Source organism: Dyadobacter sp. CY356 (assembly GCF_021440195.1).
Classification (GTDB): Bacteria; Bacteroidota; Bacteroidia; order Cytophagales; family Spirosomataceae; genus Dyadobacter.
Genome location: NZ_JAJTSZ010000001.1, coordinates 1,207,626 through 1,232,340, shown reverse-complemented (window position 1 = coordinate 1,232,340; position 24,715 = coordinate 1,207,626). Strand labels below are relative to the sequence as shown.

General features: G+C 39.7%; 21 protein-coding genes. 13 read left to right on the top strand and 8 right to left on the bottom strand.

Annotated features, from left to right (window positions below; translation table 11 throughout):
- Positions 1-211 precede the first annotated feature (211 nt).
- The 3 genes from LXL81_RS05125 to LXL81_RS05115 all read left to right on the top strand — a co-directional run bounded on the left by LXL81_RS05125 (position 212) and on the right by LXL81_RS05115 (position 4,167).
- Positions 212-853, top strand: coding sequence for a response regulator transcription factor (locus tag LXL81_RS05125; RefSeq protein ID WP_234645634.1), 642 nt, complete (start codon positions 212-214; stop codon positions 851-853).
- Positions 854-1,722: 869 nt separating this feature from the next.
- Complete coding sequence (locus LXL81_RS05120; protein WP_234645633.1) at positions 1,723-2,058, top strand: hypothetical protein; 336 nt, start codon at positions 1,723-1,725, stop codon at positions 2,056-2,058.
- 321 nt (positions 2,059-2,379) lie between these two features.
- Complete coding sequence (locus LXL81_RS05115) at positions 2,380-4,167, top strand: HAMP domain-containing sensor histidine kinase (protein WP_234645632.1); 1,788 nt, start codon at positions 2,380-2,382, stop codon at positions 4,165-4,167.
- A gap of 857 nt (positions 4,168-5,024) precedes the next feature.
- Here LXL81_RS05115 and LXL81_RS05110 read toward each other — a convergent pair.
- Complete coding sequence (locus tag LXL81_RS05110) at positions 5,025-5,231, bottom strand: hypothetical protein (protein WP_234645631.1); 207 nt, start codon at positions 5,229-5,231, stop codon at positions 5,025-5,027.
- Between the two features lie 258 nt (positions 5,232-5,489).
- On the opposite strand from LXL81_RS05110, the gene LXL81_RS05105 reads away from it, so the two are divergent.
- The 5 genes from LXL81_RS05105 to LXL81_RS05085 all read left to right on the top strand — a co-directional run bounded on the left by LXL81_RS05105 (position 5,490) and on the right by LXL81_RS05085 (position 12,464).
- Positions 5,490-5,843 carry a response regulator gene (locus LXL81_RS05105; protein ID WP_234645630.1) on the top strand — a complete coding sequence of 118 codons (354 nt, stop codon included), beginning with the start codon at positions 5,490-5,492 and terminating at the stop codon, positions 5,841-5,843.
- Positions 5,844-7,689: 1,846 nt separating this feature from the next.
- On the top strand, positions 7,690-8,832 hold the full coding sequence (locus tag LXL81_RS05100; RefSeq protein ID WP_234645629.1) for a PAS domain-containing sensor histidine kinase: 1,143 nt from the start codon (positions 7,690-7,692) through the stop codon (positions 8,830-8,832).
- Positions 8,833-8,857: 25 nt separating this feature from the next.
- On the top strand, positions 8,858-9,292 hold the full coding sequence (locus tag LXL81_RS05095) for a response regulator (protein ID WP_234645628.1): 435 nt from the start codon (positions 8,858-8,860) through the stop codon (positions 9,290-9,292).
- A 377-nt stretch (positions 9,293-9,669) separates the two neighbouring features.
- Complete coding sequence (locus LXL81_RS05090) at positions 9,670-11,157, top strand: alpha/beta hydrolase-fold protein (RefSeq protein ID WP_234645627.1); 1,488 nt, start codon at positions 9,670-9,672, stop codon at positions 11,155-11,157.
- Between the two features lie 365 nt (positions 11,158-11,522).
- Positions 11,523-12,464 (top strand): glycerophosphodiester phosphodiesterase family protein, encoded by a 942-nt coding sequence (locus LXL81_RS05085; protein ID WP_234645626.1) that lies wholly within the window; start codon positions 11,523-11,525, stop codon positions 12,462-12,464.
- Between the two features lie 201 nt (positions 12,465-12,665).
- Here LXL81_RS05085 and LXL81_RS05080 read toward each other — a convergent pair whose 3' ends face one another.
- Genes LXL81_RS05080 through LXL81_RS05070 form a run of 3 tightly spaced genes read right to left on the bottom strand, consistent with a single transcriptional unit; the run spans position 12,666 to position 14,887 of the window.
- Positions 12,666-13,424: an SDR family NAD(P)-dependent oxidoreductase gene (locus tag LXL81_RS05080; RefSeq protein WP_234645625.1), complete on the bottom strand. Its 759-nt coding sequence runs from the start codon at positions 13,422-13,424 to the stop codon at positions 12,666-12,668.
- A 30-nt stretch (positions 13,425-13,454) separates the two neighbouring features.
- The gene (locus LXL81_RS05075) at positions 13,455-14,078 is read right to left on the bottom strand and encodes an NADPH-dependent F420 reductase (protein WP_234645624.1); all 624 of its coding nucleotides are present in this window, start codon (positions 14,076-14,078) and stop codon (positions 13,455-13,457) included.
- A 56-nt stretch (positions 14,079-14,134) separates the two neighbouring features.
- Complete coding sequence (locus tag LXL81_RS05070; RefSeq protein WP_234645623.1) at positions 14,135-14,887, bottom strand: SDR family NAD(P)-dependent oxidoreductase; 753 nt, start codon at positions 14,885-14,887, stop codon at positions 14,135-14,137.
- Between the two features lie 107 nt (positions 14,888-14,994).
- On the opposite strand from LXL81_RS05070, the gene LXL81_RS05065 reads away from it, so the two are divergent.
- The gene (locus LXL81_RS05065; RefSeq protein ID WP_234645622.1) at positions 14,995-15,381 is read left to right on the top strand and encodes a helix-turn-helix domain-containing protein; all 387 of its coding nucleotides are present in this window, start codon (positions 14,995-14,997) and stop codon (positions 15,379-15,381) included.
- A 177-nt stretch (positions 15,382-15,558) separates the two neighbouring features.
- Positions 15,559-15,984: a hypothetical protein gene (locus LXL81_RS05060; protein WP_234645621.1), complete on the top strand. Its 426-nt coding sequence runs from the start codon at positions 15,559-15,561 to the stop codon at positions 15,982-15,984.
- Positions 15,985-16,532: 548 nt separating this feature from the next.
- Here LXL81_RS05060 and LXL81_RS05055 read toward each other — a convergent pair.
- From LXL81_RS05055 to LXL81_RS05045, 3 genes are all read right to left on the bottom strand, one after another.
- The gene (locus tag LXL81_RS05055) at positions 16,533-17,153 is read right to left on the bottom strand and encodes a DUF2490 domain-containing protein (protein ID WP_234645620.1); all 621 of its coding nucleotides are present in this window, start codon (positions 17,151-17,153) and stop codon (positions 16,533-16,535) included.
- A gap of 498 nt (positions 17,154-17,651) precedes the next feature.
- Positions 17,652-18,386, bottom strand: coding sequence for a LytTR family DNA-binding domain-containing protein (locus LXL81_RS05050; RefSeq protein ID WP_234645619.1), 735 nt, complete (start codon positions 18,384-18,386; stop codon positions 17,652-17,654).
- Positions 18,383-18,967, bottom strand: coding sequence for a sensor histidine kinase (locus tag LXL81_RS05045; protein WP_234645618.1), 585 nt, complete (start codon positions 18,965-18,967; stop codon positions 18,383-18,385). The genes LXL81_RS05050 and LXL81_RS05045 overlap by 4 nt, the downstream gene beginning before the upstream one ends.
- 1,173 nt (positions 18,968-20,140) lie before the next feature.
- On the opposite strand from LXL81_RS05045, the gene LXL81_RS05040 reads away from it, so the two are divergent.
- Positions 20,141-20,755 (top strand): DUF1579 family protein, encoded by a 615-nt coding sequence (locus tag LXL81_RS05040; RefSeq protein WP_234645617.1) that lies wholly within the window; start codon positions 20,141-20,143, stop codon positions 20,753-20,755.
- A gap of 240 nt (positions 20,756-20,995) precedes the next feature.
- On the top strand, positions 20,996-21,328 hold the full coding sequence (locus LXL81_RS05035) for a hypothetical protein (RefSeq protein WP_234645616.1): 333 nt from the start codon (positions 20,996-20,998) through the stop codon (positions 21,326-21,328).
- Positions 21,329-21,805: 477 nt separating this feature from the next.
- Here the strand turns inward: LXL81_RS05035 and LXL81_RS05030 are convergent, their stop codons facing one another.
- Complete coding sequence (locus tag LXL81_RS05030; protein WP_234645615.1) at positions 21,806-23,308, bottom strand: choice-of-anchor I family protein; 1,503 nt, start codon at positions 23,306-23,308, stop codon at positions 21,806-21,808.
- 515 nt (positions 23,309-23,823) lie between these two features.
- Between LXL81_RS05030 and LXL81_RS05025 the strand changes: the two genes are divergently transcribed.
- On the top strand, positions 23,824-24,468 hold the full coding sequence (locus LXL81_RS05025; RefSeq protein WP_234645614.1) for a porin family protein: 645 nt from the start codon (positions 23,824-23,826) through the stop codon (positions 24,466-24,468).
- The last annotated feature ends 247 nt before the right edge of the window (positions 24,469-24,715 follow it).

The window sequence follows — 24,715 nt, the reverse complement described above, 5'->3', positions numbered from 1 at the left end:
TACGGGTAAAGTCTGTGTAGCAATATATGTACCTATGTAATGTTAAATCCGCGGTAGATAGCGGCATTGGAAAATAAGTTGTATGAGAAGGGATCAGTTTATTTGAAAGTAAAAAAACAAGCCATTATATTGAAGCTTGTTAAAACAAATCACGTTGCCTTTTTAAAAGTTTTTAACCCAACGAAAACGTCTTAGGAAATATTAAAGGAGTATGAACACGATTTTAATTGCTGACGATCACCTATTGATTAGAAAAGGAATGGAGGTTATCGTTCGGCAGGAATTTAATGACGACTGCCAGATCGACTTTGCAAAAAATGGCAAAGAGGTTATCGAAAAGATAAAGCAGTCAAGTTATGATCTTTTAATCACCGACTTGAATATGCCCTTCACAGATGGATTGTCTATGATTACCGACGCTTTCAAAATCCAAAGCAGCTTGAAGGTATTGGTCGTCACAGTAAATCCGGACAATGTATTTGCCCTTCGTTACATGCAGGCCGGGGTTAGCGGATTTGTTAGCAAGCACGCGCCTGAAAAGGTGCTGATTGACGCCATCAGGACAATTCGCGGCGGCAAACGCTATTTGACACCAGATCAAATGCAAATGTTCACCAACTCTTTTTTAAGCGCAGCTGAATCGAATCCCTTTGAGAGTCTGTCTAATAGGGAATTTGAAGTGGCTATGCTGCTTTTAAAAGGCTCCGGCGCCATAGAAGTTGCCAGTGTATTGTCTATAAGTCCTTCGACGGCCAGCTCATACCGCGGAAGGGTCCTTTCGAAGCTCGGGCTGAAAAATGTATTTGAGCTAAGAGCCTTGGCTCGGCACTACGGAGTTTCATCTGAGCTTTGATGGCCATTTGTTGGCACACTATTGAAGGGCAGTCTTCAAAAGCGGCTACCAACGCTGTTGTTGCATGCGCTGGTAATTTTGCAACACAACAAGGTCCTTAACCGGCGTATTGCTGCAAAAAACCAATTACCAACTTGGTGCGGCTTGAATTTACTGGCCAGCCATTATGGCGGCACGGGTCAAACTATAGCTACACTGCTGTGGCTGAAAAGCCATAGCAGTGTAGCTATATCCGACTTGCATTTTGTTTCCGGTTTTTTGAATTTTACAAAATTATTGAAGCGTCGTAGTTAGATGAATATTATTTGATCCTAGAAGATCTTCATCTTAATGAAAAATTTAAAACCGAGCCGGTGTTATTTAATTTATTAACGCTACCCTGCAATAAAGCTCACCATACGTATATACATTATCGTTTTTATTTTTTCTATCCTTTGCCATGCTTAACCACAGATCAATTTGACAAATATGCTTGGTAGCGGGCTTATGACCAAAATTTAGTCAACAGCCTTAGCCGCTCAGACGACTGAGATGATCTGCCGCAAGGTTTTAAATTTATCTGCAACAATGGAAAATTAAATAAGGATTGATGCTGCCCTATCAAAAACCGCGTCAGAAGTTTTAAAATTTAAACCGGAATGGGTCCTTTGATCATCGATAAGGCTGATCAGACTGCAAGATAAATCTCTTGCTAACTCCTTTTTGATCATTCGGATCGGACCTGTCACGGCCATCAGGAATTAACCAAACTAAATTTGCAAAGTTACACTGCGAGTAAAACAGTAAGACATTCAGCCTGCCGGATCTTTCAGCAGGCTGATTTCTTCCCATATTTAAGCTGCAATTTTATTATTAACATACTCAACCCGATGAAACAGTCTAATATCTTTGTCTATATCGAGCTTTCAAAAATGGTCGGCGCGCTAAGCTGCGATGGTGATGATCAAAACCTAAAAAAAACACTTTTGAAACAATCTGCTTATTTCAGAATCATAGAGCCCAAGCTTTTTCCGCAGCCGCTGCAAATCAAGTGGGAGAAAATTATAAAGCTGGCAAGCTATAAGGGTGTAAAACAAGATGCTGATGGCAGAATCGTCTTGTCGGCATTTGCCAATACTATTGGCCAGTGGAGCGCAGCGGAATGCAAAATGTTTGTGGACTCGATTGTTAGTTTGCTAAGTGAGGTAAAAAAAGAATTTGCATGAGCATTTCCCTAATAAGACTAGACGGACTAAACAGTGCAAGAGGCCATAAAAACTTTTTAATTCTCTGGCTTCACTTCATTGCCCAACCGCTTACAAACCTTTGGAAAATTTATACCTTTCACTCCCAAAGTGAAAATGGCCCCTGCTTAGTTAGTATCAATTTTGTCTGTGGTAATGTTACTACTATATAAGATTCAACTGGTTGTAAAATTTTTTGTTAGATTAAAACTGCACCGGCTTGGCCAGTGTGGGGTAGTTTTTTTCAGCGTCTTTGCAATCCTGACCACGGCATGTCATCCGTTATATGCTCAAAAACAGGAGATGGCACGTCTAAAAGCCGGGTTGCCTCACATAACCAGTAAGAAATCTCACGTAGATGCTTTAAACCGGCTGGCGATCTTGTCGCATCTGCGGTTTAGGGATTCATGTCTTGTCTATGCTACCAAGGCCAGGGAAATCGCTACCGAAATCGATTATCAAAAGGGAATTGCTGACGCGCTGAACTGCCAGGGTATTTATTACATGTCAGACAACGATTATTTGTCCGCAAAACTTTTTAATGACGCCTTAAAGATCTACCAGACCCTTGGTGATACATCAAACCAGGCACAGCTGCTGATGAACATTGCCGTTCTGATGTTTATAAGCAACAACAGATCCGAGGCTGTGCAATACATTTACAAGGCAGATGCTATAAGCAAAAATCTGGACAACGATTCTATACGTTCGATCATACTAAGCGATATCTTAACGCTTGACGCGGGCCTTTCTGAAAAATCCAAATATGGCTTGTATAAGAAAGGACTGGCTATTGCGCGCAGATACAATGATACAAGAATGATTGTTTCGTTTGAAAATAATCGCGGGACCATGCTTTATAATGCGGGCCAGAAACAAAAAGGAATCAGTATTCTTTTAAATTCCTTAAAACAAGCAGACAGCATCGGTTGCGAGTACATAAAAGTGGCAGCTTACATGACGCTGGGCGAAATGATGCTTGACCAGGGTAAGGATAAGCAAGCGCTGGACTATTATCATAAGGGTCTTCAAACATCGGAAAAATACGCCTATGCTGAAAGATATATCATGCTTGCAGGCAGGCTTTTTGATTATTATAAAACCCGCAATATGCCCGAGAAAGCCTACGCGTATGCTGCCTTACTGCTTGCCAAGCAAAATCAGATGGCTAATAATTTAAAAAAATCCGGGTATAGTTATCTTTCATTTATATTAAAGGAGAATCAACTGGCTCAGTCAAGGAAAGATGAGCAGACCCAGACGAATTTAATACTTCTGATGTCCATCTTGATGGCTTTGATACTTTTCGCAGTGTTTTTTCTTTACCAGTCTTTACTAAATAAGAAAAAGATGGTAACCGTTCAAAAGCAGCTCAATACGGTAAACGAAAAGTTGATCCTGGACATGGAGACTGATGCCAGCTTTAAGGATCTTTTGATATCAGTCATAGCACACGATGCCAGACAACCCTTTTCGAGCATTGCCATGATGGCCAAGGTTTTTAATTCTTCGGACCACGTTACAGCGCAGGAGAAAACAGAAATTATGACAGAGCTGCAACATATCTCTTTAAAAGCGATGGCTTTTATGGATGGGATTTTAAGCTGGATTAAGTCAAGAAAAACGCAGAACGGGCTGGTTGCCGTGCCGCTGCATATCAAATCAGTCATTGCCGAAGCTAATTCTTTTTATGCCTATGAGCAGCAACAAAACAATATAGCCCTATCTACCGACATCGACGATGATGCCATGGTCTGGGCTCATGAGCAAATGCTACTTTTTGTGTTAAGAAACTTGCTTGACAATGCCACAAAATTCTGTGGTCCTGGTGGTATAATAAAAATTTTTCTTATCAGCACCGGAAACTTTGTGACCATTGCAGTGGCAGATAACGGTCCTGGACTAAGTCAACAGGAAATTTCTCAATTATTTAAGCCCAGAAGTACCTTCAGCAGCGATGGCGGTGCTGGGCTGGCCCTGAGTATTTCGCAGGATATGATTAGTAAAATGGGAGGAAAAATCTGGGCTGAAAGCAGCCCCGGACAAGGGGCAACATTTTTCGTATGTTTGCCGCAAACAAATATGGCCTGATCATAGATCCATCAATAGAAAGTGGTTAATATCAAATCGCGGTTGTAGATGACAGCCTTTTAGCGCACCTAAATGGCCAAATGAATAGTATAATTAGATCCTGCTAATTTGTTATACTCATCTGATAAGGATCCGGTACACCTAAGTCACCCGTGTCAGCGTTGCACCAACACCTACAACGCATGCTTTTGTCAATACGGATTTGCTGGGAAACCATTAAATCCATTTGGCAAAAAATGCTTACCCATCTTTTGCTCTGATATTTTTTTTGAATACATTGCTTAAATATAACCCTCATTCTATAATTTACTCCTTGGCTAAGATCTTGGAGCACCCTAAAAAATGTATTATATTTTTGTGTTGGATCAGTTTCGTGATTTAATCTTTGAAACCGAAGAAGTTGACTTAGAGTCCTTCCTGATCCGCTGCCATAACTTCTGCCAGTATGAAAATCTGCAAAGACTACATGTTTCCTTCGTAGGACCAGATCAAAATCTGTACGTTATACCCACCATAGGAATTGAAAAGATGCTGCAAGGTTGGATATCTTCTATTAGCCAGCACCACTAGCGCTATATAATATCTTTATTGAAGGCGGAGATTATAGGAAATTATTTTCAGCAACTTAAACGGGCATTTTTCAAATGGCACCCCTGTAAAATGCACGCGCCTGACCATACGCATTTAAATAATTTAAACGTTTACAAAAATGCGTTCCCCGATAAAGTATGCATATTTTTTAGTATTTAAAAAACAAACACCTCATACAAACATGCGCATATTAAAAACATGCGCATATTAAAAACAATCTTAAATTTCCAGAACTGATTAGCTGAATAAATCAAACATCAATTTATTTAATCAACAATACCTGTTTCAGTTATCTGCTTGGTGTTAAGATTACCCCCTGGCACAAATTCACCTGATATCCACCGAACAAAGTTTTGCGCATGGATTGTATACGTTTTCTTACTCAAGGGTTTCATAGTAGTTCCTTCTATTTCTTGTTTGTATTGCACCAACAAATCATTGATGCGTGCAAGATGTTGACTGTTCGTTTTCATTACGGGAGGGTAAATTTTTGAATTTAGTTGAACTGTAAAAATAGCAATTTGACACTATTAGCGGATACATATTTATTTCAGGTTTCCGTTTTCTTTTTTAAATGGTAACCAGAAGTTACATAGCATACTAAAGGCAATGCTCCACATGGAATCACTTTGATAGAAAATAAAAATTTTGAAATTATAATTATATTCATGTGCAATACCTCAAACTCAGCGTAAATTATTAAATTATTTCCAAATTTAGCGATTGCAATCGTGGATGATAGTGCTGTTGTCCGCATCTTAATAAGTTTCTTTCTTTCTCTACATCAGGCCAGTGTAGTTTTTGAAGCAGAAAATGGCCAGATCTGTATCGATAGAATGCGTCAGGCGGACAGATTCCCTTCTGTGATAATTCTTGACATCGAAATGCCTGTAATGGACGGCTTTGAAACAGCAAAAATATTAAAAAGGGAATGGCCCTTCCTAAAAATAATTGCTTATTCCAGTAAAAACGATAAGGATTCCATTAAAAAATTAATGGCTAACGGAAAAGACTTTTTCGTGACAAAACAGGACGATATCACACAGCCACTTATAGAAATCCTAAAACATCTTAGCGAGGAATGATCTAAAAAAAACGCATAAGAATAATTTGTGGAGTCGGATTTTTCTTCTCGTTATTATTGCAAATTCTGAATTGTAGGCAATACATTCACCTGGAACCTTTTTCCTACCTGCGTTTCAATCGGCAAGGTCTGTAATATCTTGCTTATTGTATAGCCTTCACATACAACGCAGACACTTCAGATCAAGATCAGGTTTGAAACAGTTTACAAACACTAAAATTTCTCGAGAGGTAAATACCAAAGAATGCTGAATTTTAAACGGGTCGTTTTCTGATGCCTCACCTTCTGTTGTTTACATGGTTTTCTAGATTTGGACAGCAACTAGTTTTTTGCCAATATCTGGGAAACTTCCCAGCAGCCATTTTGCAACAGTGCTATGTCCTTGATCCGGTAGCAATTCGTAGTCCCAAGAGCTGTAATCTAATACGGAAAAGTGCAGCCCATGCAACCAATGGGTTTGCCAAAAAAATATCAGTGAACTTAATTCGAGGGCAGATGATAATCCTTTATAATGAATACCATTAACCTCTTCGATGTTATTGTCACAGGCAACAGATACAATAATATTGAAATGTTAAGGTATCAAGCGTAGGTTTAACACTGTTCTTATTCAGGGTCCCAGCAATTAAAATGGGATGATGATCCCATAAAGGCTTACACCATACGCTCCGAATAACTTATACTGTCTGAAATACACATTTAAGATTGTTTATTAAGGTACAAGCTGATTTATAGACCCCATAAATCTTTGTGAAATGATAATTTTCACGAAAAGAAAACTGCATTTTACCGTTAAATAATCTAACTTTTACAAATAGTGATTTAGCACAAAAGTATTATTATCTTAGATAAATTTTATATTTCTCACAGCCAAAGCAGTAGCGCCTTCCCAGTATTTACATTGGGAGGGCTTTTTTACACGCATTCTGCTGCAAGCAGATCCAGTCATTTTTCGTTTTGTAGATTAGTACAACTATATTTCTTACATCAGATTCAGAATCTGATATGAGAAATATTTAGTAAAAGGTTCCGGATCTTCCTGTGCTCTTTCTCTTCTTTCTTACTGCAATAACCAATGTCATATCATTTATACCAAAAAACAGACATTTGACTCACCTTGGTAAATACCTTCAAAATCTTGGTACTGTTTATATTAATGCAAACCCACCGCACCGCTGCATGCTTGAAGCACTTTATAGATATGATCCGTGTGATGCTTTAAAATGTAAGTATCAGTAATGGTTAATATTAAAACATTTCGGCTGATGCCCTTTTTTAAAACCTGCAAACAAAATAAATGAAATATCCCGGTTAGGACAGTATTAAACCTTGCTTTATAACCCGGCTACATAATCAGAATATATTCCCCGAAAAATCTGGACCTGCCAGCACATTTTTGATCATTGCTAGTTTATACCAACATGAGCATCTGATTTCGGTGCAACACCAAGAAAATATTTCTTAATCCACACTACCAGATAAAGTGTAGAGTAAAAACAACAATTATTTTAAATAGTCAACACCTGGTTACCAGAAAATGAATATAAAATCAAAATAGGTTAAAATCTATTCATTGCTTTTTCAGGCCAAACAAATAATTATTCTTATTATTTGGTGATAGCCCCACGGCCGTAGCTTGTATGAACTGCATATCCCCAATTTGCTGTGTTATTATTTTGAATTCCCTGAACTGATTTGCCAAGCAGCGTCAACGCAAAGCTGGGCAAGGCATGATTCTGGCATAGGTAATTATTGTTGTACACAACAGGCAATATTTTTCACGAAGGCGTTTTACACTTACGGGCTATTGATAAAATTTACCATCACAACTTATTTTTTGCCAGGGTATGACAGAGGAAAACATTTTGGGTGAAGAGAATACAGGCAATGTTAAACAATCTCAAAATGATGACGCTTATTTCAGATCGATCATTGAAAACAATTCGTTTTATATCATCAAAACAGATCTGGAGGGCAACTATTCGTATTTGAATCCCTTCTTCTGTAAAATGCTAAGTGTTACGCCCGAGGAGTATATCGGAAAAAATTCTCTGTCTCTGATTTTATCCGAAGATCATGCTATCTGTATAGAAACAGTGGAACGCTGTTTTGCTCAGCCGGATCAATCACACTGGGTAATGCTTAGAAAACCAGTTCCCAATGGGGCTCTTTTTACGCAGTGGGAGTTTAAAATTCTCAAAGACGAACTAGGCAATCCGGTAGAACTTCTTTGTATAGGCCATGACATTACGCCACTGATTCTGAAACAGGAGGAACTGCGCAACATGGTTGATGTGGCTGCTGAGCAGAACAAACGACTGGTGAATTTCACCTATATTATTTCGCATAATATCCGCTCGCATGTAGCGAATATTCTTGGTATTCTAAACATTAGTCAGGAACTGGCAGACCATGATCTGGCTTTGGGTCTGATCCAGGAAAGCACCACAAGTCTGAATGAAATTTTAAGTAATCTTAACGAAATCATATCCATACAGGCGCATACGAGCCTTCCTATTGTTGAGGTTAATGTTTTTGAACAAATTAACCGGATCGTACAAAGTATTCAAATACTGCTTAACAGGGCGGGTACCAAGATTGATTATAAATTTGAAGAAAACCAGGTCATGCAGACCAACCCGGCGTATTTTGAAAGTATTATACTGAATCTGATCACCAACGCGGTTAAATACAAATCACCGGAGCGGGACCTGCAAATTACGATCAGTCTCAACGCGCAGGAACAATACAAAGTTTTGACATTTCAGGATAATGGATTGGGTATTGATATTGAAAAATACCGAGATCAGCTTTTTGGTATGTACAAAACATTCCATAAAAATAACGATTCAAGAGGACTGGGTTTGTATATAACCAAAACTCAGATCGAGGCTATGAACGGACGTATAGAAGTAGAAAGTACGGTTGGTATCGGCACAACTTTCAAACTTTATTTTAACCAGAAAATAATAAAAACGGTCACCGTTTAAAGATTACTCTTACTTAACAGATATTATGATTTCTCAAACCAATCCTGCCAGTGTTTATCAGCGTTTCATCGTTATTGATGATGATAAGATTAATAATCTTGTCTCTAAATTCGTCATTAACCGGTTTACCAAAGATGTACAGCTTCATGTGTACACTGATCCCGAAGTGGCATTAGACTTCATTGCGCAATTAAATGACACTTCACCAAAACAGCTAAACACATTGGTGCTTCTGGACATCAACATGCCAAGAATGAATGGCTGGGAGTTTTTAGAGGCGCTTAAAGCACTGAATTTGAATTATCTTTCACACTTTCATATCTATATTATATCCTCTTCGATAGATCCATCTGATATCAAAAAAGCAGAAGAACATGATATGGTAAGCGGCTTTTTTTCCAAACCGCTCACGACTGAGTATTTAAGCCAAACCTGCCAGGGTGTGTCTGCAAATATGTGAATGATTGCACCATTGGCTCTGGATTATAACCTGTACGATGCGATGTAAGACAAATTAATGCAACCCATGCACATAGCTTTCAGGCTTGGCGCAATGTCGCTTCCCTGCAAATACCAAATCCAGATTTTTGCCTTGGTTCTGATCAGGCTCTATTGGCAATTTTATAATTCCCCCCGTTATTGAAAAACTGTATGGCTCCTCTTGCTAGCCATTTGGTGCAACACATTCAACATTATTTCTTACCAGCTTATGCAACCAGACGGCTGCTTTGGTCATCTACCTGTCAGTGGAGCTAATTGGTAATCTATTTTGGATCTATCAAAAAGATTCAGCTCCCGAACGCCAATTAGTAAATCAACGCCATATTCTCTTCTCAGATGTTAAATCAAATCGTGTTATTGCTTGCCCTTTTTGCAATATCCTCTGGCAATGCCAGTGCCCAGACTGACTTCTTTCACAATGACTCACTTGTTTCGTTATCATTAAAAGAAACCCGGAAAATCCAGGTTTTATTACCAAAAGATTATGATGCAACACTTAACGATACCTACGATGTGTTGTATATGCTTGATGGAGAATGGTATACCAAACTACTGCCAGATGCTTACGGGTTTGCAAAATCTGCAGGGTTTGCACCTAATACAATCTTAGTTCTGATTCCCAACACCTATATAGGAGGCGTAAATCAGAGGAACCGTGATTTTGAACCTTTTATCAAAGAGAACTCAGCCGGCTACGATTCATTTTTATCTTTCCTTCAAAAAGAGCTTTTTCAGTTTGTTGACCGCAAATACCCTAATAATGGAAGCAGAAGCCTACTCGGTAGTTCTCTTGGTGGCTTATTTACGATTTATGCCTTTTTGACAGCACCTGATACATTTCAGGCTTATCTTACCTGTGATCCAAATCTGGACTGGAACGATGCGTATGTAACAAAGCTGGCCATCAAAAAACTGCCGGGTTTAAAGAGTAAAAAAACGGTTCTTTTCATCGCCACCAATGACTACTCTTTTAAAGCCAATGGTGGATACTATTTTAAAGAAGCCTTGAAGACAAAAGCCGCAGGTTCAATAAAATGGCAGGTAAAAACCTATAAAAACGAAACCCATTACAGCTTGCAGTACAAGGCGTTTTACGATGCGATCAGGTTTAGTTATGCAGGTTTTAGCCCAGAAAAATTCGATGTTATTCCTCAGAAGGCAGTCGTACAGCCTGGCAAACCGCTCCGGTTGTATATAACAAATAAAAATCCTGCTGTTCGGTTTACACTGGACGGAAAAGAGCCTGATGAAAAATCCGGCAGATTATCGCCTGATAATCCAATAGTGATTTCAAATCCGACAACTTTAAAAATTAAGAATTTAGCTACCCGGCAGCAGTATGAGCGCTCGATGAATCTGTTTTTTAACAGAACAGGTCTTGGAAATGATATCCAACCCGCAAAGATTGCAGATACACTCTCGATGCATTATATCTCAAAAGGTGTTTGGAAAGAGCTGCCACCTTTGAAAGATATTGATCCAGCAACTTCACTGCAAAAAGATTATTCTGACAGCACTACGAGTCAGTCTACTAGTAAAATCTATTTAATAAAGAAAACGCTGCAAGTACATCAGGACGGATATTTCATTTTTGCCGTAGACGCGCCTGACGGTTCAAGAGTCTTAATCCAAAAAACACTGCTTATTGACAATGCCAAGAGCCCTAAATCCGGAATGAAAAGTTTTGCTCTGTATTTAAAACCAGGTTACTATACAGTAAATGTGCAGTTATTTCAGAAAGAGACTTCTAAAAAACCTGAATTTCGGTTATTTAAAACGACAGAGTCCAGCGACAGATGGTGGGAGAATGACATCATGTTATAAGCTCAACCAAAGCAGCTTTTATCCCTATGGGCTTTCTTGTGGGAAATACCTGAACATCCGATTTCACTAAAAATTAATTTACCCGGTGAACCAAACTGTACTTAATAAGGCACAAACTTCTAAAAAACCCGAAGCACAAGGCCGGAATATCCCGGAACTACAACTAATCTGCGGGCAAAATGATCAGTAACTTGATTCAAGTCTCCTTGACTGACAAGGTAAAAAGTATCTTATTAAGCTATTTATACAGTAGCATCGCAAAGTCGTTAATTCTTTCCCAAAAGAACTCTAATTTAGCGGCTTTGAAACTTTTGAACTGTTTACGGCGATCAATACAATACCTTTGATATAACCAATCGATTGTTATGAAAAAGTCTATTTTACTTTCTGCTTTTACCGTTTTGCTGCTTCACGCTACAATAAATGCCGCGAATGCTCAGAATACAATGAATGTATTCAAACTAAAATCCGCAAAAGACCTTCACGCGTTCTTTAAATTTACAGGAAATGATGTACTGCTCATAGCAGCGCACCGCGGTGGAATGGTGAAAGGTTTTCCGGAAAACTCTATTGCCACCTTTGAAAATACATTAAAGCACACGCCGGCATTTTTCGAGATCGATCCCAGGCTGACAAAAGACAGCGTGATTGTGCTCTTGCACGATCCTACGCTGGACCGCACTACGACCGGAAAGGGAAAACTTTCGGATTACACATTCGCTGAGCTAAAACAATTCAGGTTAAAAGATGCCGAAGGAAATGTGACTGATTACCCGATCCCAACGCTAAGCGAAGTGATTGAATGGGGACGCGGCAAAACGATTCTTAATCTGGATCATAAGGATGTGCCACTGGAAATGACTGCCGCATTGATTCGCCGCCTTAAGGCAGATTCGTATGTGATGATGACTGTACATAAACCACAGGAAGCGGTATTTTATCTAAAAGACAATCCAAACAGCACATTTTCGGCCTTTATTAAAAGCAAAGCAGAATTTGAAAGTTACCAAAAAGCCCGCGTTCCGTTCACCCAGCTGATTGCTTATATTGGTCCACTGGTGAAACCCGAAAATCAGGAATTATACGGCCTGCTTAACAAAGCCGGTGCGATGTGCATGATTTCTGCGGCATCTTCCTATGACAAACTTCAAAGTGCACAAGAACGAAAAGAGGCATATATTTCCATTGCCAAAGACGGCGCCTCGATCATTGAATCCGACTACCCGATTGAGCTGGCAGAAGCTGTGAAAAGCTTTATTAAAAAAGACAGTCCAAAGCAAAAGTTCTTTGGAAAAGCAAACGATTAAAAGACAACACCAGTTGTAGTTACGCATCTTTGAAAGTCTCATTGCCTGTAAAAATGTTATTCTTTCTGATAAAGTTATCAAAAAAAACAAAATTCCTGCTTCTTACGGAAACAGGGACTTGAAAATTATACGTCTAAAAACAACTTAATACAGTGCGAAGTCGCTGAACTTTTCCTCAGCCGATAATCCCTCTCCGTTGAATCAAAAACCATACATACCACCCGAAACTGAAAGCTGCTCTCCGGTAATCCAGGCTGCATCATCGGAAGCAAGAAATACGGCTGCTTTGGCAATATCTTCGGGCTGCCCTCTGCGGCCAAGCGGAGTATTGGCAATAAATATTTTTTCATATTCACTGCCAGTGGTAACGCCAGCACTTTGTGCACCTTCTGTTTGGGTAGCACCCGGCAAAATAGAATTGATACGAATGTTTTTTGCTCCCAGTTCTTTCGACAAGGAAATCGTTATGGCATCCAGTGCAGCCTTCGTTGCAGAATATAACGAGACTCCCGCCATCGGCGTCTTACTCGCTCCTGAACTGATATTGATGATATTGCCACCCTTACCGCTAAACAGTTTCATGGCTGCTTGAATAGTAAGTACAGGGCCCAAAACATTAACATTGAAATGCTGATGAAAAGCTTCTTCCGATGCCTGTTCAATAGGCAGGAACTGCTGAAAGACCGCGTTGTTAACCAAGATATCCAGCGCGCCGAAAGCCTTGTTTGTTTCTTCAAAAAGCCTATTTACATCGGCTTCTTTCGACACATCGGCCTGTACCGCGATGGCTATTCCCCCATGGTCGGTTATTTCCTTAACCACTTTATCTGCCCCATCTTTACTTGAAGCATAATTTACAACAACCTTTGCGCCTTCTGAGGCGAAATATTTGGCGATAGATGCACCTATACCTTTTGAAGCACCGGTAATAACCGCCACTTTGTTTTCTAATTTACTCATTGTTCTTTTGAAATTATTGTTAGCGATTTATCAGTCAAATTTGACCAGGTCCTTAAAGATTAGTTGACCCCAACTATTTCCACGTGCATGCACTAGCAGTCCGCCCTGGGAAAGCCCGCCAAGATTGATTGGTGAAAAACCAAGTTTTTCCGCAAGCCCACCTATCAGCGTAGCAGCACTGTCATCGTCGCTTGCCAGAAACACGACTCTTCTGCCACCATGCACAGCCGGATCCTGTTCAAGGATGCCAGCAGCTAAATGATTGAAGCCCTTAACGAGTCTACTGCCGGTGAATGCCTGGGCAACCACCCTACCCGAAGGTTCTGATCCCAACTTCTGAAGGGAAACACCGTAGGCATTGGTCACATCGACAATAGTCTTCCCATGCCAACTGGGCAGTGCCCTGGCTACATCCGGGTGCGACGCGAAACCTACAGCCAAAAAGATGATCTCCGCTTTGACCGCTTCGGCCAGTGTTGTGGGAATAATTCCGGGTCCGATCGCGGCCGCATCGGATGTAAAGCTACCCGGCTCGCGCGTGGTTGCAACCAATACTTCAATGCCGCTACGGGCAAATGCCTTCGCCAGCGCGCGGCCGATCTTACCGAAACCGATAATTGCGTAGCTTGCTACGTTGTTTTCTGATTTGCTCATTTTGAAATGTATTATTATTTAACGGCATGGTACATACGCACGCCGCACTGGGTCAATTATTTAGATAAATAGGTCATACCACCATCAACGAGCAGCTCGGCACCAAGCAAAAACGAAGAATCATCAGAAGCCAGAAAAACCGCTGTTTTGCCAATGTCAGATGGCTGCCCGATTCTGCCTATTGGCATTTCACTTGCAAAGTGTTTTTTTATACCTTCAATTTGTTCTGCCGGAACAAACTTGTCAAATGCCGGTGTATCGGTTGTACCTGGTGTTATAACATTGGCCCTGATTTTTCTATCTAAAAGATCGCTTGAAAAACCCTTTGCAAAAAATATTACAGCCGCTTTTGCAGCACCGTAGAGCGTAAAAGACGGATATGCACGGTGGGCTGCATTTGACCCGATAAGAATAATAGAACCACCATTGTTGATGTAAGGCAGTGCATGATGAACAGTGAAGTAAACACTTTTCAGATTTAAATCAATGGTCTTGTCAAATTCGGCTTCTCCCAGATTTGCCACAGTTCCTACGGTTCCACCACCCGCATTGGCTACAAGCACATCTATCTTACCAAACTTTTCGAATGTCTCTTTAAAGACGCTTTCCAGGTCAGAAAGCTTGGTTACATCGGCGTTTATAGCAATAAAATTACCGCCCAATTCAGCCACAGCACTGTCTAAGGTTTGCTGATTTCTACCGACAATAGCGCCTACGGCACCTTCATTTTTAAATTCCTGGGCAATACCAAATCCAATCCCACTATTACCACCTGTTATCACGGCTACTTTGTTTTTTAATCTACTCATTTGCTGGTTTGTTTTATATTAGTTTCACAAAGGAACTATCATTAGTTTAGCTTTGGAACTATTATTGGCTGTTCTGGTTACTAGTAGGTAACCACAAATTTTAAAAGATGAGAGACGACAGATTTTGCAATTCAAATTGCCCGTTTACCAGAGCCATTGGCACTATCGGTAATAAATGGAAACCGATGATTATAAATGTACTTGGCAACCGTAGTATTCGCTTTGGTCAGTTACATGCCATAGTGCCACACATTTCAAGAAAAGTACTAACAGAACAGTTAAAAGAACTGGAAGAAGATGGATTATTAGAAAGATTGGCCTATAAGGAACTGCCGCCAAGGGTAGAATATAAGTTGTCTGAAAAAGGCCTGGCGTTTTTACCAATTTTAGAATACATCAAAGAATGGAATTTAAAATATGAAGTAGCGCTGATACCCAAAGAGACTGATTATCAATATGGATCTAAAACAAAAGACGATGCTCCGGTATTTTGAATGATATAGAATAGTCGGCAGTGAGCTCATAACATTTTTGGCCTTCATATAACATGGGAGCAGTTTTGTGATAAAAAGTTTTCAACATTTTAAATAACCAATATATTTTCTGACTACCTTGATTATTAGCCCGCGTATGATTATCTCCTACACATAATCTGGCAAATACAAAAAATCATGATTTGGAGTATATTTAAAGGTGTCTTACTGGGGTTTTTGCTTTTTGTTTTTGCCAGTTTTATATGGTATCTGGTTGATTCTAGCCATATTAAAACTTTGCGTGTAAAAAATTGTGAGAACGCCGCCGGGCAGAGTTTAAAAGCACTTAGCGAACTGGTTGAAAATAGCTGGCTTAAAAGAAAGCATAACGACGTACTGGTTCTCTCTGATGGCCAATGTATGTTCTTCCGGTTTTTCCAGAAGCCCGGAGCATTATATTTTGGGCAGGAAATGACAAGTGGATATACCGTCGGTGTTGCAATGACCACCGCTGAACTGCATCAGTTTGCTGACACGATCTCGGTCAATACGGACTACCAGAAGATGTTGGATTACCTGGTGGTGAGAGCAAAGACAAATCCTGCACCGGTGCATGAATTTTGATTAGTCAGAAATCCAATGCACCCTGACACAATCCAACCTTCTTTATTAACCGGGATTTCCTTTTAAAAAGATGTCCACAGATAGCTAGTTACCTTATTTCTATCCTTCTCTCAGAAACGACCCGCCCATAACCGAAGATGTTTGGGCCATCATGCATACAAGCAACAGTAGTGGCTCAAAAAGTAAATTTGCTGATTTTCGCATGATCGCACGCGCAAATATGCGCTTGCATATACTTGAAAGCCTATCCTTGGGGCCTACGGAATCATGTCCGAAGAGCAGATCCGAAAAGGCAACTTTTCAAAACGTCAGTATTTGAAGATGAGCAGCCGCACTGAGTAGGTAACTATTTCGTCTATAAAATAGTCAGCTTAATTTTGGGAAAAGGGATTTTGGAAAATTACATCCAAAGACAGGTACGAAACCGGATTCATCATATCTCCGGATTTGAACTGCTCCATTAATCCAAGATCAAGGATCAGATCCGGTTCTTTAAAAACATGCCTGAAAAATAATGAAAATCGGTCCTCGGTAAAATGATAGGATGACTAGGAATGACGGGGCTCAGAAGGTAAGGATGAATTATACTCATCGATCGCACTTAGTAACTCGTTGGCACCAATAATAAGATTTGTTTTACTCTCATTTAGTGGAAGACTGGCTTGCCCTTTTAAACGAAAACGCAGTTCGACCGGACGCGAAGAAAGATGCCAGTCCGGTGAATAAAAAGTTCTAAGCTCAGGACGAAAGGAATAGTTCATGGACAGTCTTCTATACTGCTGCTTATAGTACAACCGGGCATAATGTCTCAGTTCAAATCGGTAAGACGGATCTTCCTTTTTAAAAGGATACTCATCGGTATAAAGGCTTTGAAGGCGCAAACTGTTTGCTATGGAAACCTGCCAGGTTGGGTTGAATTTATACTGAAATTCGTGATTGTATACTGCAATGCCGGATTTATGAAGTAAAGACCAGCTGTCAGGATCACTCATTGTAGCACCTCCCGCATACATCGACAGTGTAAGTTTTTGATTCAATGTCTGACTAAAGCCAACAGCTCCCCAAAAAACAAAGCGCGTACCATCTAGTCCAGGAGGTGAAACCTGGGCAGTAACAACTCCACAGAACAGACACAAAAACAGGTGCAAGCCAAAACGCGGAATACTCATATCTGGATTACTTTGGTATTATATAGATTGTAACTATGTGATTACAAAAGTACAAATTTTAACGGCAGTCCGCTTAAAATGGTTTAATCACAAATATGAGTATTCAACTGATGATCAATTTTTGACCTTCATACAGTTTATTCACTGCACAGAGTTTTGCGGGATTTAGTACCTTTAATGCCTATCCTATATTGATTGCGCCAGGTGCCTGCTTGATGCAGTCATTAATAAAAATTGGACAAATAGAATCATTAACCGTTTAAAATGAAGCGGTTAGACTCAACTCCTATACACTTGCTTTCAATTTTTGCCATCGGGTGATATAGCTGCCTGATCTGCCGCAAACCCGGTGGGGCACTGTTTCAAGTACTGCTCTATAAAATAATATCTAACGCACCGGCATGGCCTGGGTAATTTCTGGCAAAGACAGGAGATCCTTGCGGTGCCGAACACCTGGCGATTGCCCTTGAAGCGGAGACCAGCTATGAGTTCAAAATCTCATAACCCTGCATCTGTCAGCAGTGCTTTCAAAACATGCTTATAGTTTTTGCCAAGGGGCAGCTCTTTTCCGTTTTTCAGATGAATCGAATTACCTTCAATGAAATGGATAAAGCGTTTATTAAGAATATAGGACTTGTGAATACGTACGAAGTTGTCAGCTGGTAGCTGGCTTTCAAAACTGCTTAACGTTCTGGGTGTTAATATAAATCCAGCCCCTTCCCACACCTTGACATAATTGCCCAGACTTTCCAGATAAAGAATCCTATTCAGCTGCTGCAACACAAATTTTTTATCTGATTTCAGGTAAATTCCCGCTGGCTCACCGGTTTTGACAAATTCTTCTGTTGGAGCCGGATAACTGTTTTCTTTGCTCATATTAAACCGAGTGAGCGCACGATTGCACGCTTTTAGAAAACGCTCAAAACGGAAAGGTTTGAGCAGATAATCACATACATCCAGATCAAAACTTTCCAGCGCGTGTTGTTCGTAGGCGGAAGTGATTATTACAAGCGGCTGTTTTTGGAGCGTTCTAAGAAAATCCAGACCGCTTAATTTCGGCATCCGGATGTCCAAAAAAATAAGGTCAATTTCTGATTTATTTAAAAATTCCAACGCTTCCGTAGCGCGGTAACATTGGCCTGCTGTTTCTAAAAACGGCACTTCGTTGATATAATTAAGTATCACATCATGGGCAAGTGGCTCATCATCAACAATCAGGCAACGCATTTTCATGATAGATCAAGTTCGAGAACAGCGGTAAAGGTATTATTTTTTATAAAGGTATCAAGTCTGTGCTTTTCAGGATACAGCAGCAAAAGTCGTCTTTTAAGATTTGACAATCCTATCCCGCTTTCATTGGATGGCTGAGGCTCAAAAGAATTTTCACAGCGGAAATAAAGCCTTTCATTTTCACATGAAAGTTCCAGACGCAAAAATGCAGCGTCTTCGGAAACTTCGATCCCATGTTTGAACGCATTTTCCAACAAAACAATCAGTAGCAGCGGAGCCAGTGTCTGCTGACTTTCAATCTTATTTTTTTCAAATTGCAGATCCAGATTTTTTCTAAGCCGGAGCTGCTGCAAGTGCAGATAATCCGTCAGATATCTTACTTCTTCCTCAATACGCACCAGCGGCTGCTGACCTTTATAGATGACATACCGCATTAACTCCGAAAGCTGAAGAATACTTTCCGGTGTTTTTGGGGATTGCTGAAGACTCAGCGCATAAAGATTATTTAAGGTGTTAAAGAAAAAATGTGGGTTGAGTTGTAGTTTCAGCAGATCCAGCTCAGTTCGGGTTTTTTCTTTTTCCAAAGCTATAATCTGGCTGTTTTGTTTTGTCCAGTCAGGATGATAATTATGTTTGGATGTTTCCTACTTTCAGCTATCTTACTCTGAGCAATTACAACAAAGCCATTAATCAGACACAGAATCAGTACACTGGAAAATATTCTAATCTTAGACATGTTTTTACTAAAATTGGTTTAAAATCATCTAAACTGCCAGCCTCAAATCTTATTTATCCCCAGTTCAATCTCTGATACCTGTTTGATCGATTTGGCCATTTCATCAAGTGATGCCACCCAAAACGCCGAAGATACATGTTGGGGTTGAGTATGAAAAAGGAAAAAACAACTCATTTGTTAACCACAGACCGCTTGTTATCGTCATTAATAGTGCGGTATCAATAGATCAATACAGAAAAAACCACCATTATTCGTGTTGAAATAAAGCAAAGATTCGCCTGGATATCCGAAGCTCTTTACAAATCTTTGTTGGTGGCAAATTAAGTATAGTAAGTCTAGTAAATATATAGGCAAATTAACTTATTTAATCTGTCTTTCAACATAGCTTAAAAGATCTTAAATTTTGAGCCTACGATTTGAACAAATAACTTTCAGATGCAGATAGCTATATGCCATAAATAAGAACGGAATATAATATTGATTTGCGCCAAAGCCAGAACGAATGATTCCCTTCGCGCTGCAACAGGAATTGTTCATGCCTATATTTTAATGCCAAGGAAAGCTAGTCATAGAAAGTGTCCCTCTGCTGTATTTATTGAGCATTGTGCATCAAGCGAACGGCCTTCACACTTGGTGGCAAGATGATATATATTTTACGGGCTGTCTCAGAAGGTACTGGTTTATCCCCGGCATGGTTTCGGGAAATAATTTACGGGTTTGAAAGATTTTGATACATCAGAAAGGATGTTAACAAAATCATAATCTTGCAGTTTTCGATGAATATCAGCAGAATGGTTATCTATTTGCGGCTTGAATCAGTACTACCCGGATTATTGATACTGCTCTGGGTGAAATCCTTGTTTCATTCAATTTTTGCTAATAAACTCGCATTCAAATCATTAAGCATCTAAAACAATATCTTAGACAATTATAAAGTGATATGTTCATAAGATCTGTACTCCCAATCTCTGTAAACCAAACCATAGTATTACCAATCAGGAAAAGATGCTTATGCAAAACCATGTGCGCAGCATTAATGTTGATATCTGTTTTTTCGGCGACAGCATGCTTTTCACAGGAAATTCAAAAAGCAACGGTTTCAGATACTGCAAGAAAACGCAATGATGATATGAAGCTTATGCTTGCTTATTCTGGACCTGGGAAATATCACATGCTTCTTGATCAACTTGCGGGCATCTGGAAATTCTCTGATCCCAAACGTCCTTTTGTTAAGGGCATACTCACCAGGACACCCATTTACGACGGACGCTTTTATAGTATTGAGATCACAGGTGGTAAACTAGCCCTTCCTGTAGCAGATGGTAAGCTTCAAGAAGGTAATTATCAAAACCTTCTTATTGAAGGATATGACAATGTAAAAGGAAAATTCGTGACCATTTCAATCAACAACCACATTGGCAGCGGTATTCAAATGCAGGAGGGAACTTTCGATCCCAATAAAAAAGCATTTATTTACGACTGGGATGAAGAGCTAGTTCCCGGCCGTATTAAATCAAATCGAAAGATATTAACAATACTGGACAATGCTCATTACCTGGAAGAATATTATCAGCAGATCGGCGGGCAGCAGGTGCTTACCAGAACCATTAGCTTTGAAAAGACCGAAGAAAAATGATCGCTTCTTGGCAGAAATTTGTCTGCTGAGACATAATTAAGGCATTGCGACCTCGCTAACCATTACCTGGGCTAGCCCTTTCTGCTTTTCGAATTAATACTACAACAAATGCATAATCTGCCTACATCATATTGAATTGCGGTTTACTAGCTTTGTATTGACAACAAAGAAAGTTGTTAAACAAATACATCTGGTCCTTTCAATGGTTTGTGTTGTTAATAATTTAAAATTCTGTTTACTATGCACCAATCAAATATTTTTGTTTATACAGAGTTATCCAAACTCAGCGCTGGACTGAGTACGGTTGGTGAGCAGGTAAAACAAAATCTGAAATCTCAGGCAGGTTATTTTAACATTATTACGCCAAAATACTTTTCAGATTCTTTAATAGGTGAATGGGAGGATATTACCGGGCAGATTAAAAAATATGGTCCCAGTATTGGCAGTGATGGATTGATCCGCGCGAATGCAATTATTAATACCATAGACAAGATGAGCTCACAGGAATGTATTGCATTAACCAACCAGGTTCTTAGCCTTTACGAAAAAGTTAAGCTTGAATTTGAAAGATAATCAGAAAGTAACTTGATTTGTGGATCTTGTTTTCTGGATCTTCCTGGCCATTTGCCAGGGAGATTTTTTTTAAGTACTTTCAGATCAAGATGCTTGTCTCTTCAAAAATAATTTTACTGCCCATATTTTTTTCCGTCATCTTCCATTCATAGCAAACTATTTCTTGAATAATTACTTGACAACTTACCGCATCAAAATAGGGTAAGGCCCAAAGATATGCAGTTTTGAGATTGTATGACGACGGCAGTATGCTCAATGAGTGTTTTGTACATGCACACCGAAAATAGTTAAATCTGTCATTCGATCTTTCATCATGTTGTATGCAAAAAACGCGCGTTAAATAAACAGTTACAGAATCAGGGAAATCCGTTTATAACTTTACGCTTAAACCTAATTTATTTACAAAAAAAATACTGGACAAGCCCCTTTAAGGGCTATCCAGTATTTCACTATTACTATATCCTCTTAAAGATTGTCTTAGTTTGGCTGATAAAACTTAACCGTGCCGTCTCCCTCATTACTTGAAACCAGCATTACTTTTCCATTTGGACTTTTGTCAGCGGCCACAAATAAAATTCCTTCCGGGGCATCACCTGTTTTGATCATCTGTAAAAATTTTGGACTTGCAGGATCACTCAAATCATAAACTGCAATGGCATCAACGCGTTCAAGTGCGATAAAAGCGATTGGTTTTCCATTCATAATTCCAACTGTCACGCCCTCGGGCTCTACACCCTTATCGTCGGAACGATCATCATCATAAATATTAGCCTTGATAACTTCTTGTTCTAATCCCTTTCCAGACTCGTAGGCAAGCTGGCCGCTGGCAGCATTAAAAATACTAAAACCTCTTCCTCCAAAACCATAAAGGACATCATAGTCGCCATCCTTGTCTGTATCACCAAGCGTATTAGTTATCCGCAGACGTCCAAGATTTTCCGGTAGTTTAAGGGCAGCAGCATTAAGAAATATGGAAGGGTCTAGTTTTAAAGAACTCACCCGGACCTGTTCATCAAAAGCAGTATACTCACGGGCATCACCTTCATTGGCAGTGATTAGATACCCGGTTCCGTTTGCTGTAAAATACGAAATGGCATCAGGCAGAAAAAACGATTTTACTGGCCATTGTCCAAGTTCAACTTTATTATCCTTATCACTTGGGTCAACTGCATTTGACAGGATATTAAAATCCTTGGTGCCCAAAGGATTAATTTTTAAAATAACCCCGTTGACAAGATCAATTTCGGCAATACCATTATTTTCCTGAAGCGTCACATACGCCTTTTTAGAATCGGGAGAAACCGCAACATACTCTGGCTCTACATCCTGTGCAAAACTGGCATTCGGGCCGTAAATACGGAAGCCGCTGGCAGCCAGTTGGGAATAAGAACTGGCAAAACCACCAAATGTCAATGTTTTCACAGCGTAGTTGTCCTGGATATCAATAATTGAAACGGAACCTTCCGGATCAACCTTATAATCCGTACTGGGCTCACCTTCGTTGGCTGTTACGATGTATCTTCCGTCAGGGCTGAATGTTACCATATCAGGCAATGATCCAACCTGGATTTGTTTGATCTGAGCAAGTGTGCTTGTATTGACTACAATCACACTGCCACTAGCTTGCTTGTTTGTTGCTTCCAGGGCAATCGCTAGTTTACCCTCAGAAATTGCCACGCTGTTGGCAACACCACCCAATGCTGAAACATTGATCGGCTGCAGCTTTGTAATTGTAGGAAAAGAAGAAAGATCCAGCACATCTACAAGCGCTGAGGCTTCATTGTTAACGGTGAAAAGGCGTTTTGTCGCCGGATCGTAAGCCGATATTTCAGAGGCAGCTGTACCTCCAAGATCCACTGCGGCCACTTCTTTAAAAGAAGCCGGGTTTTCTGTGACAGGCCCCTCAATATCGTGATCGGTACAACCGATCACAAAAAGGGCAAATAAAGTGATGCCGGGAATAGTAATTTTTTGCAACATATGATTGTGAGTAGTTAGAAACTAAAATTAAGCATGCCGCAGTCCTAAATAGATAAATCTGAAAAGCATAACAATTTATTAATCTTTGGACTTCACACGCCACCGCTCTGAATCAGACTGCATTTTTTGGCATAAATGGCCCCAATTTCCGCCGTATATCGCCACTATAATTTTTATTTGATTAAAAGCTTATTGCATCGATATGTCGTAATCCTTAGAGAGTTTGGATAATAACACACGGATTATGTGGTACTGCGTAAGAAGAAACAAGTGAACACTCAACTCATTTACCTTTTACCAAAGCCGTCTAAAGAATTTTAGAGATCAACTAAATTGTAAACAACCGACTTAATTAAATATAAAAATTTAACGCAGCAGTGATAAACTGGATTTAGAATATTTACTATATTTCGCTGTCGACTTGCAGATACTTAGTTCATAAAAAACTGGTTTATATTTCCACTTATGTCCTGAATCTTAATTTTCCAATTTATATCTACTCACCTAATCATGCGATGAAAAACAAATTAACCTTTCTTTTGCTGCTTACAGCCACTCTTTTCATTTCACACTCCCAGGCTCAGACATTTACCGCCAAAGCCGGTTTAAATCTAGGCAATGTCAAAGAAAAAGGCGGCGGGGGTATTAATCCGGATTACAACATGAATCCCGGCTTCCATGTTGGAATGGCAGTGGCATTTCCAATCAACACCTGGCTTGCTGTGGAGCCAGCACTTGTATTCGATCAAAAGGGGGCAAAGTACAAACAAACCCTTTTGGGCACCGACATTGATGCAAGTATTCGTCTCAATTATATTGATATACCCGTCAATTTGAAGGTTTCTCAAAAGATGGAAAATGATATGAGAATTTTCGCCACAGCAGGGCCATACCTGGGTATCGGATTATCCGGGAAAATCAAAGCAGATGTTGGCGGCCAAAAAGTTGATGAAAAAGTGGTCTGGGGATCAAATGATGATGATATGTATAAACGTACAGAAGTAGGCGTTACCTTTGGTACAGGTGTAGAGTTTAACATGATACAGCTCGGTTTATCATATGACCTAGGGCTTTCAAACACATCTGCTGTGACGGAAGAAGATTATTCCTCCAAAAACAGAGTGCTACGGTTTTCTGTTGGATACCGCTTTGGCAATTAGTTCACTAGAAAAGGGTGATTAAATCACTCTTTTCTAGAATTCTTTTATACACATGTCTTGATAGACTATTTTTAGTCTTGACCCGAGCAGTGCTTTCCCCTCACCTATGCGTATTAAGCTCTTTGGAAGCGTTACTTTTTACTGACATGACATTGGAATTTTTGTTTGAAAACATTCTTAGCAGATCATACTAAAGAAATATCCTTATTTCTAATTCCAAAATCAGCGCCGTGCCTCAAATAGGTTG

What these genes read in the sequence shown, in the direction of transcription:
- LXL81_RS05090 (WP_234645627.1), top strand. Translation starts at nt 9,670, where the DNA reads ATGTTAAATCAAATCGTGTTATTGCTTGCCCTTTTTGCAATATCCTCT.
- LXL81_RS05050 (WP_234645619.1), bottom strand. Translation starts at nt 18,386, where the DNA reads ATGAAAATGCGTTGCCTGATTGTTGATGATGAGCCACTTGCCCATGAT.
- LXL81_RS05100 (WP_234645629.1), top strand. Translation starts at nt 7,690, where the DNA reads ATGACAGAGGAAAACATTTTGGGTGAAGAGAATACAGGCAATGTTAAA.
- LXL81_RS05080 (WP_234645625.1), bottom strand. Translation starts at nt 13,424, where the DNA reads ATGAGTAAATTAGAAAACAAAGTGGCGGTTATTACCGGTGCTTCAAAA.
- LXL81_RS05125 (WP_234645634.1), top strand. Translation starts at nt 212, where the DNA reads ATGAACACGATTTTAATTGCTGACGATCACCTATTGATTAGAAAAGGA.
- LXL81_RS05065 (WP_234645622.1), top strand. Translation starts at nt 14,995, where the DNA reads ATGAGAGACGACAGATTTTGCAATTCAAATTGCCCGTTTACCAGAGCC.
- LXL81_RS05040 (WP_234645617.1), top strand. Translation starts at nt 20,141, where the DNA reads ATGTGCGCAGCATTAATGTTGATATCTGTTTTTTCGGCGACAGCATGC.
- LXL81_RS05035 (WP_234645616.1), top strand. Translation starts at nt 20,996, where the DNA reads ATGCACCAATCAAATATTTTTGTTTATACAGAGTTATCCAAACTCAGC.
- LXL81_RS05095 (WP_234645628.1), top strand. Translation starts at nt 8,858, where the DNA reads ATGATTTCTCAAACCAATCCTGCCAGTGTTTATCAGCGTTTCATCGTT.
- LXL81_RS05110 (WP_234645631.1), bottom strand. Translation starts at nt 5,231, where the DNA reads ATGAAAACGAACAGTCAACATCTTGCACGCATCAATGATTTGTTGGTG.
- LXL81_RS05055 (WP_234645620.1), bottom strand. Translation starts at nt 17,153, where the DNA reads ATGAGTATTCCGCGTTTTGGCTTGCACCTGTTTTTGTGTCTGTTCTGT.
- LXL81_RS05030 (WP_234645615.1), bottom strand. Translation starts at nt 23,308, where the DNA reads ATGTTGCAAAAAATTACTATTCCCGGCATCACTTTATTTGCCCTTTTT.
- LXL81_RS05075 (WP_234645624.1), bottom strand. Translation starts at nt 14,078, where the DNA reads ATGAGCAAATCAGAAAACAACGTAGCAAGCTACGCAATTATCGGTTTC.
- LXL81_RS05120 (WP_234645633.1), top strand. Translation starts at nt 1,723, where the DNA reads ATGAAACAGTCTAATATCTTTGTCTATATCGAGCTTTCAAAAATGGTC.
- LXL81_RS05025 (WP_234645614.1), top strand. Translation starts at nt 23,824, where the DNA reads ATGAAAAACAAATTAACCTTTCTTTTGCTGCTTACAGCCACTCTTTTC.
- LXL81_RS05085 (WP_234645626.1), top strand. Translation starts at nt 11,523, where the DNA reads ATGAAAAAGTCTATTTTACTTTCTGCTTTTACCGTTTTGCTGCTTCAC.
- LXL81_RS05115 (WP_234645632.1), top strand. Translation starts at nt 2,380, where the DNA reads ATGGCACGTCTAAAAGCCGGGTTGCCTCACATAACCAGTAAGAAATCT.
- LXL81_RS05070 (WP_234645623.1), bottom strand. Translation starts at nt 14,887, where the DNA reads ATGAGTAGATTAAAAAACAAAGTAGCCGTGATAACAGGTGGTAATAGT.
- LXL81_RS05060 (WP_234645621.1), top strand. Translation starts at nt 15,559, where the DNA reads ATGATTTGGAGTATATTTAAAGGTGTCTTACTGGGGTTTTTGCTTTTT.